Annotated in this window: 13 protein-coding genes; 5 read left to right on the top strand and 8 right to left on the bottom strand. The window is 59.4% G+C overall.

What is annotated here, in order from left to right; genetic code table 11:
* Positions 1 to 3: 3 nt before the first annotated feature.
* Together QMZ29_RS05145 and QMZ29_RS05140 are read right to left on the bottom strand one after the other, a co-directional pair.
* Positions 4 to 534, bottom strand: a complete 531-nt coding sequence (locus tag QMZ29_RS05145) for a chorismate mutase (protein ID WP_043141419.1) — start codon at positions 532 to 534, stop codon at positions 4 to 6.
* Between the two features lie 115 nt (positions 535 to 649).
* Positions 650 to 1,123 (bottom strand): anti-virulence regulator CigR family protein, encoded by a 474-nt coding sequence (locus tag QMZ29_RS05140; protein WP_173888681.1) that lies wholly within the window; start codon positions 1,121 to 1,123, stop codon positions 650 to 652.
* A 441-nt stretch (positions 1,124 to 1,564) separates the two neighbouring features.
* On the opposite strand from QMZ29_RS05140, the gene QMZ29_RS05135 reads away from it, so the two are divergent.
* Positions 1,565 to 1,744: a hypothetical protein gene (locus QMZ29_RS05135; protein ID WP_025160261.1), complete on the top strand. Its 180-nt coding sequence runs from the start codon at positions 1,565 to 1,567 to the stop codon at positions 1,742 to 1,744.
* A 54-nt stretch (positions 1,745 to 1,798) separates the two neighbouring features.
* On the opposite strand, the gene QMZ29_RS05130 is transcribed toward QMZ29_RS05135, so the two are convergent.
* Both QMZ29_RS05130 and QMZ29_RS05125 read right to left on the bottom strand, forming a co-directional pair.
* Complete coding sequence (locus QMZ29_RS05130; RefSeq protein WP_261425672.1) at positions 1,799 to 2,677, bottom strand: nucleoside-specific channel-forming protein Tsx; 879 nt, start codon at positions 2,675 to 2,677, stop codon at positions 1,799 to 1,801.
* Between the two features lie 356 nt (positions 2,678 to 3,033).
* Entirely contained in the window at positions 3,034 to 3,675 is a 642-nt protein-coding gene (locus QMZ29_RS05125; protein ID WP_261425670.1) for an HD domain-containing protein, read from the bottom strand.
* A gap of 115 nt (positions 3,676 to 3,790) precedes the next feature.
* Between QMZ29_RS05125 and QMZ29_RS05120 the strand changes: the two genes are divergently transcribed.
* Positions 3,791 to 4,771 (top strand): GlxA family transcriptional regulator, encoded by a 981-nt coding sequence (locus QMZ29_RS05120; protein ID WP_025302557.1) that lies wholly within the window; start codon positions 3,791 to 3,793, stop codon positions 4,769 to 4,771.
* Positions 4,772 to 4,773: 2 nt separating this feature from the next.
* Here the strand turns inward: QMZ29_RS05120 and QMZ29_RS05115 are convergent, their stop codons facing one another.
* From QMZ29_RS05115 to QMZ29_RS05100, 4 genes are all read right to left on the bottom strand, one after another.
* Positions 4,774 to 5,046, bottom strand: a complete 273-nt coding sequence (locus tag QMZ29_RS05115; protein ID WP_025302556.1) for a hypothetical protein — start codon at positions 5,044 to 5,046, stop codon at positions 4,774 to 4,776.
* A gap of 73 nt (positions 5,047 to 5,119) precedes the next feature.
* Positions 5,120 to 6,013 (bottom strand): aromatic amino acid DMT transporter YddG, encoded by an 894-nt coding sequence (gene yddG, locus QMZ29_RS05110; RefSeq protein ID WP_060432919.1) that lies wholly within the window; start codon positions 6,011 to 6,013, stop codon positions 5,120 to 5,122.
* Positions 6,014 to 6,104: 91 nt separating this feature from the next.
* The gene (locus tag QMZ29_RS05105; protein WP_025302554.1) at positions 6,105 to 7,475 is read right to left on the bottom strand and encodes an APC family permease; all 1,371 of its coding nucleotides are present in this window, start codon (positions 7,473 to 7,475) and stop codon (positions 6,105 to 6,107) included.
* A 308-nt stretch (positions 7,476 to 7,783) separates the two neighbouring features.
* Positions 7,784 to 9,202 (bottom strand): glutamine synthetase family protein, encoded by a 1,419-nt coding sequence (locus QMZ29_RS05100; RefSeq protein WP_025302553.1) that lies wholly within the window; start codon positions 9,200 to 9,202, stop codon positions 7,784 to 7,786.
* A gap of 219 nt (positions 9,203 to 9,421) precedes the next feature.
* Here QMZ29_RS05100 and puuD point away from each other — a divergent pair, with 219 nt between their 5' ends.
* From puuD to puuC, 3 genes are read left to right on the top strand one after another with little or no spacing between them, the layout of a single operon-like run.
* Positions 9,422 to 10,183: a gamma-glutamyl-gamma-aminobutyrate hydrolase gene (gene puuD, locus QMZ29_RS05095; RefSeq protein ID WP_025302552.1), complete on the top strand. Its 762-nt coding sequence runs from the start codon at positions 9,422 to 9,424 to the stop codon at positions 10,181 to 10,183.
* A complete protein-coding gene (gene puuR, locus QMZ29_RS05090) occupies positions 10,180 to 10,737 on the top strand; it encodes an HTH-type transcriptional regulator PuuR (protein WP_016928041.1) in 558 nt (185 codons plus the stop codon). The genes puuD and puuR overlap by 4 nt, the downstream gene beginning before the upstream one ends.
* Positions 10,738 to 10,752: 15 nt before the next feature.
* Positions 10,753 to 12,249: an aldehyde dehydrogenase PuuC gene (gene puuC / locus QMZ29_RS05085; RefSeq protein ID WP_197815025.1), complete on the top strand. Its 1,497-nt coding sequence runs from the start codon at positions 10,753 to 10,755 to the stop codon at positions 12,247 to 12,249.
* Positions 12,250 to 12,256 lie beyond the last annotated feature (7 nt).

Below are 12,256 nucleotides of genomic sequence, written 5' to 3'. Positions count from 1 at the left end.
CGCTCAGCGTGCGCTGCCGGTTCTGACCGCCAGCAGCGCATCCGCCAGCCGCCGCTTGTCGGCGGCGCTGAGATTCACCTGATCCACAGACGCCATAAACGCCGCCCGATCCGCTTCGCCGAGCGGGCCGGTACGCAGTCGCTCCGCCAGCCGTTGCAATATCTGGCTGCTCAGCTGCGCGATCTGTGGGCGCACCTGCGCCAACGGGCGTGGCTGCCAGCCGGGCTCCGGGCTCGCCAGCCAGTCGGCGCGATAGCGGTACTGAATCGCCTTGGCGGCGTCCATCTGCGCGGCGATAAAAGGCCGCACCGACGCCGGCTCCAGCCCCAAACGCCCCGCCTCCGCCTGCGCGCTGGCCAACACCTTCGCCTCCTGCGCCAGGTCTTCGATCGGCAAATGCTGCTGCGCCTTGTAACCGGCAACGTCTTTCATCAACGACAGCCGTTGGTTCACCAGTTCGCCGATGGCGGCAGCGCCGTCTGCCAACGCTGGAAAACTGGTCAAACAGCAGGCTATCAATAACGCCCTGAACATGGCGCCTCCCTTATGATGCAGTGAAAAGGTCAGGCGCCAAGTTCACCACGTCAGCCCTGCGCCGGCAAATAAAAAAGGCCCCGCCGCAGCGAGGCCCGATGAGACCCAACCGGCGTTAGTCGAACACGCCGTTGATGACGGAGGCCACAATCGCGGTGCTGAGTGCGACCAGCACCAGATCGTCGCCGGCGATACGCCACTCATAACCCGGGTACTGCGGCAACTCACGCAGCATCGAGTAAGGCACCACTTTTTTGGCGATGCCCGGCGGCAGCGGTTTACCGCGAGCCAGATTCTTGGCGATGCCCGGCGGCAGCGAACGGTAGCCGGTCAGGCCATAGTTATGCGCCAGCGAACGGGCGCGATCGCGCGAGAGGTTGACGGTGATCAGATTGTCGTCGTTGCGATAAACGCCGCTATCATAAGGGTCTTTATTGCCTTTGTTACCGTGATTGCCGTTATTACCATGGTTACCGCTGTTACCATGGCCATTACCGTTGCCGCCCTTATCAGCCAGAGCCGGAGCGGATGACAACCCCAGCGACGCGATCAGCGCCAACACCGTGAGGGTCGTACGACGTTTGCTCATGTTGTGTATTCCTGCGTGGGTGACGCTATTGACTATAGCGGGCCTTTCCCGGACGAAGTATAAGGAAAACTCCGAGATGATGGCGCGCGTGACGGCAGACGCGCCAAAATCTTGTTTTAACGCAAAACACCTCGAAAATGCCGATACTTACCTCAGATTTTTCTTGAAGAAAAATAAGCCTTGCGCTAGCGTGGGAAGGTAACAAAAAAGAGTTAGCGTGCTCTTTTTCGTCGCACCTCAAATCTTATTCTTATCATCCATAATGATAATAGCGAACACTTCCCGCCTCTCCGTGCGGGATTCTTTTTCCCGCCGAAGTCGCCCTAACCGGGTGCTTTATGTTGAGATTTAGTTGCCGATAATTTACATTCGCTGTCTGAGAAACCTCAACCTCCCGCGGTGGCCAGGCTGGCAACGGGTGGGCGTTCAGGAGCAAAAGACGTGCAAATGACCCTCATGGAATACATCACTCGACACTTTAACGGCGATCTTCATCGTTACGCGCAGTCGGAAGGCGTCAGCCGTGAACAAATCATTAGTTGGATAAATAATGAATGTCACGTGATCAAAGGCAGGCTGTTTATGCCGGTGAAGCATCTCCCGGTCGAACAAGCCCAGTGATGACGAAAAAAAACCCCGCCAGGCGGGGTTTTCTGTTTCTGATAGCACGGAAAATCAGAAGTTATAGCCGACCACGAGGTAATAACCCCAACCGGTAGACTTGATCGGGCCCTGTGGCAGGTTGATATCCGCGCCATCCTGCCACTGGCCGCCGTTATGGAAATAACGCGCCACGAAAGAATAGTGCCAGTGATCGTAGTTCAGCGCCAAAATGTGGCTGGAGGCGATCGAGTTGCCAGTGCGCAGCTGTTTGCCGTTGATCGCGTTACCACTGTCCTTGCCCAGATCGGAACCAAAGTCGAAGTTGGTGAAGCCAATGTAGCTCAGGTTGCCGCCCCACACCTGGGTCAGCGGCACGAAGTATTTCACCTTGAAGCGGTAACCGTCCCAGCTGTTCTCGTTGGCAGCCTGGTAGTTTTCCCACTGGTATTTGGCATAGATGTTCATCGACAGGCTCATCGGCAGGCCGGTGTCGATATCGGTGCCCAGACCCATGTACCAGGTGTTTTGACGACCGTCGGCGTTGTGGCCCAGGTCATAGATGTAGTTGTTGGCGAAGTACCACTCTTTGAACGGACCGAAGCTCAGATCGGTGCCGGTCAGCTTGTCGATGGAGAAGCGCGGTTCAATCTCCATAAACAGCGGGGAGCCTTTGTCCCAGATGCCGCGATCCGGGGTATTGCCCACGCCGAAGAACTTCGGCACGTCAACGTAACCGTAGAAGTCGAACCAGTCTTTCTTGGCGAAGGCTTCGTATTCGAGATACACGTCGTTATTCAGCTGCGGTCCGAAACGGGTGTGGTAGCTGCCCACCACGTTAACGCTCTGGTGCCACCAGTCGGAGACATATTGACTGTCTTTGCTATCAGCCATTGATGATGCACTGTAAGACGCTGCGAGCAGTACACCTGCTGCGAGAGCTATTTTTTTCATTTTATTACCACATGCTTAAAGGGCCATTTCCTGCCCGTTTAGAAAAGATGACAATGAGTCTGCCGACACCTGGCGTTGTCTTCACACAGAAACTCGGATGACGCGCGCATTATAGAAACCACTGACTGTAAGAATCTGTGATCCAGTTACGCATTTCGCGAATAGGTAATCGATTGCGTTCACATTTGTCAAATTATGTTTCATTCAAATTCACATTCGCTGTGATTTTTGTCATGCACATCGATTTTTAGCGCAGTTTTTGAGCCAACTGTCATCAACCGGCAATGAAGAGGAGTACGGCATTCAAGCGGGAAATGCCGGCGAAAACTCGCCGGCGAGAGAGAAGCGGCAGCCGATCACGCTGGCCACATCGAACGACGAATGAGGCTGCAAAAATTACCGCGAACAAAGCTCGGTTCCTTATCCGCCAGCACGTCCGCTTTGACGTTGCCGAAGGTGCTGTCCGGCTTATGTCGAATCCCGTCGTAAAACGCCTGAATAATCGCGTCCTTGAAGTTTGCCCCGCGGGGATGCAGCTCCACTACCTGCTCTCGCAGCGCCGCGTCATAGCCCTGGTAATTGATCCCTAACACATCCATCTCTACTCCCGCGGTCACCAGCGCAATCAGCGGGTGCATGTATTCCGGGATCCCCGGCGTGGTGTGTAACGCGATCGCCGTCCATACCCGATCGATATCCTGACGGCTGACCCCGTGCCCGCGTAAAAACTCGGCCGCCGCATCGGCGCCATCCACTTCGAAACGTTTGTCGCAGCTGCAGTGATCGTGCGTCAGTCCCATATCGTGAAACAGGCAGCCGACGTACAGCAGTTCAGGATCGTAAACCAGCTTGCGCTGCTGCCCCGCCAGCGCCGCCCAGTAATACACCCGGCTGGAGTGGTGAAACAGCAGATCTGATTCGGTGTCGCGCACTAACTCGGTCGCCTGACGCGCCATCGCGCTATCCGGCACGCTGATGCCGTTGATGGTTAAACTCATAACTTGATTCTCCCGTTGTCTGGAACCCGGTTAGATTAGGCGTTACACTGAATGTCCTCAATTGCCATTAATCAACGATTAGGGACATCCCCCATCCATCGGGATATCGCATGCCATGAGTAAAACCATCGCTATTCTCGCCGTGCCACAGGTGCAGCTGCTGGACGTTTCCGGTCCGCTGGATGTTTTCGCCGAGGCCAATCTGCAAGCCGGCTATGCCGCCTATCATCTGCAGGTAGTCGGAAAGACGCTGGCGCCGATCGTGTCCTCATCCGGCGTCAAACTCGTGCCGGATCTCGCCATCACCCAATGGCGTGAACAGGCGATCGACACGTTGCTCATCGCCGGTGCACCGGGTATCGCCGACGGCGAAAGCGAAACACGCACGCTGGACTGGCTACGCAGAGTGGTACCCCGCACTCGCCGCTACGGCTCGGTGTGCAGCGGCGCTTTTCTGCTGGCGGAGGCCGGCCTGTTGGATGGGCGGCAAATCACCACCCACTGGGCGGTAGCCGATCAATTGTGTCGCCGCTATCCTCAGGTCACGGTGGATAAAGACGCCATTTATGTGCGTGACGGGCGCCTGCAGACTGCCGCTGGCGTGACCTCAGGGCTGGATCTGGCGCTGATAATGGTGGAAGACGATTTAGGGCGTGAGATCGCGCAGCGGGTCGCGGCCCAGCTGGTGATGTTTTTCCGCCGTCCCGGCGGGCAGATGCAATTCAGCTATCGGGAACAGGCGACCCTGGCCGGGCGCTCAATGCTGCAGGAAGTGCAACGCTGGGCGATAGACAATATCGGGTTACCGCACAACGTAGCCAGCCTGGCGGAACGCGCCGGCGTCACCCCGCGGCATTTCAGCAGGCTGTTCGGCAACGAGGTCGGCACCTCTCCCGCTAAATGGCTCGAGGAAGCCCGCATCGCCGAAGCGCGCAGGTTATTGGAACTCGGCGTATTGGCGCCAAAACAGGTGGCGGCGCATTGCGGTTTTTCCAGTGCAGAGCTGATGCGGCGGGCATTTATCCGCCGGCTGGGGGTAACGCCGGCGGACTATCGAAAAATGTTTCTCGGTAAACAACTGCGGCGCGAAAGCTGAGATCAGTTTACCGCCGGCACCGCCTTGGCGATGTTTTCCTGGCGGAACGCCACCTCTTCGCCGTTTTTCACCTCCCAGTTGGCAACCGGAATGTCGGTCTTGGGCGCCGCCGCGACGACCGAACCGTAAATCAGCTTGTCGTCGCGGCGCAAAATATAAACGTCGAGCTGATATTCGTGCCGCAGATTCGCCGTGGTCAGGCGCACGGTATCGCCGCGCTCATAATGATGCACGTCGATTTCAGGCTGTTGAATAAATTGAATGTCGCTTCTCATCGTCGTCGTTCCTTCAGGCAACATGGCTAGTTAAATTCTAGTTCAACATTGCGCCGACGGCGGATAATTTCCGTTAATTTCCGCGAGTTGCCCGCCAACAGATCAGCGAGCCAAGCGTGACCATCGCTACGCCCTGCCAGAAATTGGCGGTCAGCGAGGTGTGCAACACCAGCGCGGCGAACACCGCCGACAGTACCGGGGTAAAATAAGAGACGGTGGCCAGCAGCGTCATGTTACCGTGCAGAATGCCAACGTTCCAGGCGGCATACCCTGCTCCCATCGCCACCCCGGCGCACAGCAGCGTTACGGTCACGCCGAGGCTGAACTGCATGCCGCTTTCCGCGCTGAAAGCATACTTCAGCCACAGCGCCAGCGCGGTCAGCACGATGAACAGCACTACGCCGTTGCTGCCTTGGGCAATCTTCTTGGTCAGGTTGCAATACAGCGCCCAGATCACCGCGCCGCTGAACGCCAGCGTATAGCTGAGCGGATTGCTGCGCACGTTGGCCAGCATCTGCGCCGGTGACCAGCCGCCCTCGCCGCTCATGATCCAGCCGATGCCGAACAGCGACAGCAGCAGCCCCGGCAGCAGCCACCATTTCGCCTTTTGGCCGTTGAGCGCCAGCGCCATCAGCACGGTGAAACAGGGCCACAGGTAGTTGATCATGCCCACTTCTATCGCCTGCAGGCGGGTATTGGCGTAGCCGAGCGACAGCGACAGGCAGATCTCGTAGCTGACGAACAGCAGGCTGCCGACGATGAGATAAGGTCGCGGAAAGCTGCGCCATTTCGGCACGCCGAGCGCCACCAGCAAAAACACCGCGCTGACGCTGTAGATCATCGCCGCGCCGCCGATCGGCCCCAGCCCTTCGCTGACGCTGCGAATAAGGCCAACCACGCTGCTCCACAGCACAATGGCCAACAAACCGAACAGCGTGGCGCGGGTACGCGAGGGCAAAGCGGGCATAAGACAGGTCCAATGGGTTATTTTTTATCAGGTTTTTCACTCTACTGCCGCACGTGCCAAAAAGAAAGGCGGGATACTCCCGCCTGTGAATTTATTGCTGCGGTTGCCGCTCCAACTGCGGCGGCGGCTGGCGAAAGCGTCGAGTCAGCCAGGCCAAATAGCCGAAGCCCAGTGTCGCCCAGATCAGCCCCATGGTCAGCGAGCTTTTCTCCAGGTTCAGCCACAGCACCCCCACCGTCAGCGCCCCCACCAACGGCAGGAACAGGAAGTTGAAGCGATCCTTCCAGCTTTTGTTGCGCCCTTCGCGAATGAAGAAGTGGCTGATCACCGACAGGTTAACGAAGGTAAAGGCTACCAGCGCACCAAAGTTGATCAGCGCCGTGGCGGTCACCAGATCGAACGACAGCGCTGACAGCGCCACCAGCCCGACCATCAGTACGTTCAGCGCCGGGGTGCGCCATTTGGGGTGGATATAGCCGAAGAATTTCTCCGGGAACACGTTGTCACGCCCCATCACGTACAGCAGGCGCGATACGCTGGCGTGCGACGCCAGGCCGGAGGCCAGCGTGTTGATGAAGGTCACGCACAGGAAGATCGACTGGAACAGCTTGCCGCCGACGTACAGCGCGATCTCCGGCAGCGCGGCGTCGGGCTGGTGAAAGCGTTGAATGGACGGGAAAAACAGCTGAATGAAGAACGACACGCTGATAAAGATCACCCCGCCGTACAGCGCGGTCAGGAAGATGGCGCGCGGGATCACCTTGGCGGCGTCGGGCGTCTCTTCACACAGCGTGGTGACCGCGTCAAAACCGAGGAACGAGAAGCACAGGATAGTCGCGCCGGTAATGATCGGCAGCAGATGCGCATTCTCGCTGAGGAACGGCCGCAGGCTCCACACCGTGCCCATCCCCTCGCCGTTGTGCAGGCCGCGCACCACCAGATAGATGAACACCAGAATGATCGCCACCTGCGCCAGTACGAACAGGGTATTGAAGTTGGCCACCAGATTGACGCTTTTCAGGTTGATGGCGGTAATCAGGATCACGAAGCCCACCACCCACACCCAGGGCGGCACCTCCGGGAACAGCGCGGTCAGGTAAATCTTCGCCAGCAGCGTATTGATCATCGGCAGGAACAGATAATCAAGCAGCGATGACCACCCCACCAGAAAACCGACGTGCGGGTTGATCGCCTTCTGCGCATAGGTATAAGCAGAGCCGGCGGTGGGAAACTGGCGCACCAGTTTGCCATAGCTGATGGCGGTGAACAGCACGCCGGCCAGCGCCAGCAGATAGGAGGTCGGCACATGGCCGTCGGTGAGGCCGGAGACGATCCCGAAGGTGTCAAACACCGTCATCGGCGTCAGATAGGCCAGGCCCATCATCACCACCTGCCACAGCTTGAGGGATTTGCGCAGCTGCGGTTTGCCCGCCGGGCCGCCGTCGATGGCTTTAATCGTCATGGCATTTCCCCTCTTGGTCCTCTGCTGTCAACCGTGCAACGTCATTCAGAGAGGCCGCAGGGAAACTGCTGCTCAGGCGGCGGTAAAAACGGGTTGGTATCGCTGTCGGGCGGCCGGCGACCGGCCCGTAGGCACTGCGGCACAGACAAACGTCTGCGCAGGGGGCTGACTGAGTCATGGTTATTTCCTCGTCGGCGTCCTGTACGCCGTGATAGAAGAAATTCTGTACCGCAGCGCGCAGCCTCGCCGGCCACAGGAGAGCCGATGAAATGCGCCGGACGCGCGCGGTAGTCGCAGGGTGAGCGGGATCAGGCGTTTTTCAACATCCACTCGATTTCGGTTTCGGTGATCAGGCGCTCGAACTGCACCAGCTCATCAGTTTTGCAGGCCAGATAGACGTGGCTGAAGCGTTCGCCCAACAATGCATTGAGCACCGGCTGATGTTCGAACTCGTACAGCGCGTCGCTCTGGCGGATCGGGAACGGTAGCCCGTCCTGCTCCAGACCGTTGCCGGTCACCGGCTCAGGCAGCGGCAATGCGGTTTCCAGGCCATAAACGATGCCGGCCAGAATGGTCGCCATCACCAGATAAGGATTGGCGTCGGCGCCCGCCACGCGATACTCCACGCGGTGGTTGTCGCGATCGCCGCAGGGAATGCGCAGCGCCACGGTGCGGTTGTTATGCCCCCAGGAAGCCTGGGTCGGCACATACATGCCAGGCTGGAAGCGGCGGTAGGCGTTGACGTTCGGCGCCAGCAGCGCCATCGAAGACGGCATCAGGGCGATCATGCCCGCCAGCGCCTGTTTCAGCAGCGCCGAATCTTCGCCGTCATCGTCGGCGAACACGTTGTTGCCCTGCGCGTTCAGCATGCTGATGTGCACGTGCATGCCGCTGCCGGCGTGCTCCTCATACGGTTTGGCCATAAAAGTCGCCTGCATATTGTGGTTCTCGGCCACCATGCGCACCAGCCGCTTCAGCGCCAGCGCGTGATCGCAGGCCTGCAGCACATCATCAGTATGATGCAGGTTGACCTCGAACTGCCCCGGCGACGCCTCCGCCACCGCGCCGTCCGCCGGAATGCCCTGCAAACGCGCCAGTTCGTCGATCTCGCTCAGCACATCGGCGAAATGGTTCAGGTTATCGACGGAGTACACCTGGCTTTGGGTGTTGCGTTCTTGCGTGCCCGGCGCGCACGGCGGCTGCAGATAGCCTTCCGCGTCACGTTGACGATCGATGAGATAGAACTCCAACTCTACCGCTACCACGGGGGAAAGCCCGCGCTGACGCAAACGCTGCCACACTCGGTTCAGCACATTGCGCGGTTCAACGTCAAAGGGAGTGCCATCTTCATCCAACATGGTGAGCAGCACCTGCGCAATATATTGCGGGTCCGCCGCCGACGGCGTCAGCGTGCCCGGTACCGGCACGCACACGTGATCCGGCTCGCCCAACTCCTGCCCCAACCCGGCCTCTTCCACCACGTTGCCGAGAATATCCATCGCAAATACCGACGCCGGGAAGTAACAGCCCTTCTCCAGTTTGTTCAGGCCGCCGACCGGGATGCGTTTGCCGCGGAAGCTGCCGTTCAGGTCGGTCAACAGTACGTCGACATGTTGGGTTAACGGATAACGTTCCAGATACTTCTTCACTTCGCGCTGGAACGCGCTACTTCGTCTCTCTTCACTGTGCTGAACAAAGTTTTCCACTTCTACGATGTTGGTCTGCATGGTTCACCCGCCGTTTGTGTTTTGCTGTCGTCGATGTTTATTGACCGTATTGTTCAATATAATGCCCACAAATGAAACGTAGATGAAACAAATTTGTTTTGCAAGTGTTACTTTTGGTTTGAATATTGCCCAATCGACTGCTAGATTTATAGAATATTGAACGAAATCGGCGGTGGAGAAGCTTATCGTTCATAATTTCGAACGTACCAAGGGGATAGCATGGACAATATATTTAACAGACCAGTCATTGGCGTCGTCATGTGCAGGTATAGGTTAAACGGGCACCTCACACAGACCTTGCAAGAAAAGTACCTGAATGCCGTTATCACCGCCGGCGGCTTGCCGATCGCCCTGCCGCACGCGCTGGCGGAGCCGGAAATGCTGGCGGAACTGCTGCCGCGCCTCGACGGCATTTTGCTGCCGGGCAGCCCCAGTAATGTGCAGCCGCACCTTTATGGTGAAAACGGCGATGAGCCTGACGCCGATCCTGGCCGAGACGCGTTGAGCCTGGCGCTGATCCGCCAGGCATTCGACAGGCGCATTCCCCTTTTCGCCATTTGCCGCGGCATGCAGGAAATGGTGGTCGCCACTCAAGGCACCCTGCATCGCCGCCTGTACGAACTGCCCGAGCTGCTGGAGCATCGTGAAGATCACGATCTGCCGCTGGAACAGCAATACGCCCCCGCCCACGAAGTCATCGTTCAGGAAGGGGGGCTGCTTTCACAACTGATACCGGATTGCAACAGATTCTGGGTGAACTCGCTGCACGGCCAGGGTGCCAAAACCCTGGGCGCGAGCGTTCGCATCGAGGCGCACGCCGCTGACGGGCTGGTGGAGGCGATCAGCGTGCGCGATCAGCCTTTCGCGCTCGGCGTGCAGTGGCACCCCGAGTGGAACAGCGACGAGTATGCCCTGTCGCGCCTGTTGTTTGATGGTTTCATTACCGCCTGTCGGAACTATCAAAAGGAAAAACGCCCATGAGCGACGTCAGCTTGGCACCGGGAAAACGTCTGTCGCAGATCCGTCAACAATTGGGGTTGTCGCAGCGCCGGGTCGCCGAACTGTCTGGGTTAACCCACAGCGCCATCAGTACTATCGAGCAAGATAAGGTCAGCCCGGCCATCAGCACGCTGCAAAAGTTGCTGACGGTGTACGGTCTGTCGCTGTCGGCGTTTTTCGCCGAGCCGGAAAAACCGGCTGAGCCGCAGATCGTGATAGACAGCGACGACCTGATCGAAATCGGCAGCCAGGGCGTTTCGATGAAGCTGATCCACAACGGCGACCCGAATCGTACGCTGGCAATGATGATCGAGACCTACGAACCGGGCACCACCACCGGCGAGCGCATCAAACACCAAGGGGAAGAGATTGGCACGCTGCTGGAAGGCGAAGTGGTGCTGCAGGTCAACGGCCAGAGCTATCACCTGCTGGCCGGGCAGAGCTACGCCATCAATACCGGCATCCCCCACAGTTTCAGCAACACGTCGGCGCGCATTTGCCGGATTATCAGCGCCCATACGCCGACGACATTCTGATCAACGGAGCCAGGCATGAACTTTCACCACTTGCAGTATTGGCAACAACGGGCGCAGGCCCTGAAGATTGAGCACCAGCTGTTTATCGACGGCCGCTACCAGCCGGCCGCCGCGGGGAAATGTTTCGCCGTGGAAGATCCCGCCGGCCGCCGTGAGCTGGCGCAGGTCGCGCGTGGCGAAGCCACCGACATCGATCGGGCAGTCAGCGCGGCGCGCGCCGCCTTTGAGCGTGGCGACTGGGCGCAGGCCGCCCCGGCGCAGCGCAAAGCCACGCTGCTGCGTTTCGCCGATCTGATGGAGCAGCATCACGAAGAGCTGGCGCTGCTGGAAACGCTGGACACCGGCAAACCCATCCGCCACAGCCTGCGCGACGACGTGCCGGGCGCCATCCGCTGCATCCGCTGGTACGCCGAAGCGATCGATAAGGTCTACGGCGAAATCGCCCCCACCGGCCGCGAGGCGCTGGCGCTGATCGAGCGCGAGCCGATCGGCGTGGTCGGCGCCATCGTGCCCTGGAACTTCCCGCTGCTGCTGGCCTGCTGGAAACTCGGTCCGGCGCTGGCCGCCGGCAACAGCGTGGTACTCAAACCCTCCGAAAAATCGCCGCTGAGCGCCATCCTGCTAGGCAAATTGGCGCAGCAGGCCGGGTTGCCGGACGGCGTGCTGAACGTGGTGCCCGGCTATGGCCACGACGCCGGCAAGGCGCTGGCGCTGCACCGCGACGTCGATGCCCTCACCTTCACCGGCTCCACCCTGGTGGCGAAACAGCTGATGATTTACGCCGGCGAATCGAATATGAAGCGTGTCTGGCTCGAGGCCGGTGGCAAAAGCGCCAACATCGTCTTTGCCGACTGCCCGGATCTGGATCAGGCTGCCCGCAGCGCCGCCGCCGGCATCTTCTACAATCAGGGGCAGGTGTGCATCGCCGGCACTCGCCTGCTGGTCGAAGCGAGCATTGAGCAAGCGTTCCTGCAGGCGCTGCGCAAACACGCGGCGGCCTTCGTCCCCGGCGATCCGCTCGATCCCGACACGGTGATGGGCACGCTGATCGACAGCGGCCACTGCGAGAAAGTGGCCGGCTATATCGATCGGGGGCTGAGCCAGGGCGCCGCGTTGTTCCTCGACGGGCGCGACCATCCGCAGGGCGACCACGCCGGCTATCTGGGGCCGACCATCCTCACCCAGGTGAACAACGCCATGAGCGTGGCGCGCGATGAAATCTTCGGCCCGGTGCTGGCGGTGACCACCTTCGACGACGAGCAACAGGCGCTGCAGCTGGCCAACGACAGCGACTACGGCCTCGGCGCCGCGGTCTGGACCCGCGATCTGGCGCGCGCGCACCGCATGGCGCGCCAACTGAAGGCCGGCACGGTGTTCGTCAACAACTACAACGACGGCGACATGACCGTGCCGTTCGGCGGCTACAAGCAGAGCGGCAACGGCCGCGACAAATCGCTGCACGCGCTGGACAAATTTACCGAATTGAAAACCACCTGGATCTCGCTGGAATAAGGGCTTA

Origin of the sequence: Serratia sp. PF-27 (assembly GCF_030053255.1) — a bacterium.
Lineage (GTDB): Bacteria > Pseudomonadota > Gammaproteobacteria > Enterobacterales > Enterobacteriaceae > Serratia > Serratia bockelmannii.
This window is presented reverse-complemented; position numbering and strand designations above follow the sequence as displayed.

Bases quoted from the DNA above. Each gene is read 5' to 3' on its own strand.
- QMZ29_RS05115 (WP_025302556.1), bottom strand. From the start codon at position 5,046: ATGAGAAGCGACATTCAATTTATTCAACAGCCTGAAATCGACGTGCAT.
- puuD (WP_025302552.1), top strand. From the start codon at position 9,422: ATGGACAATATATTTAACAGACCAGTCATTGGCGTCGTCATGTGCAGG.
- QMZ29_RS05125 (WP_261425670.1), bottom strand. From the start codon at position 3,675: ATGAGTTTAACCATCAACGGCATCAGCGTGCCGGATAGCGCGATGGCG.
- puuC (WP_197815025.1), top strand. From the start codon at position 10,753: ATGAACTTTCACCACTTGCAGTATTGGCAACAACGGGCGCAGGCCCTG.
- yddG (WP_060432919.1), bottom strand. From the start codon at position 6,013: ATGCCCGCTTTGCCCTCGCGTACCCGCGCCACGCTGTTCGGTTTGTTG.
- QMZ29_RS05120 (WP_025302557.1), top strand. From the start codon at position 3,791: ATGAGTAAAACCATCGCTATTCTCGCCGTGCCACAGGTGCAGCTGCTG.
- QMZ29_RS05130 (WP_261425672.1), bottom strand. From the start codon at position 2,677: ATGAAAAAAATAGCTCTCGCAGCAGGTGTACTGCTCGCAGCGTCTTAC.
- puuR (WP_016928041.1), top strand. From the start codon at position 10,180: ATGAGCGACGTCAGCTTGGCACCGGGAAAACGTCTGTCGCAGATCCGT.
- QMZ29_RS05140 (WP_173888681.1), bottom strand. From the start codon at position 1,123: ATGAGCAAACGTCGTACGACCCTCACGGTGTTGGCGCTGATCGCGTCG.
- QMZ29_RS05105 (WP_025302554.1), bottom strand. From the start codon at position 7,475: ATGACGATTAAAGCCATCGACGGCGGCCCGGCGGGCAAACCGCAGCTG.
- QMZ29_RS05145 (WP_043141419.1), bottom strand. From the start codon at position 534: ATGTTCAGGGCGTTATTGATAGCCTGCTGTTTGACCAGTTTTCCAGCG.
- QMZ29_RS05100 (WP_025302553.1), bottom strand. From the start codon at position 9,202: ATGCAGACCAACATCGTAGAAGTGGAAAACTTTGTTCAGCACAGTGAA.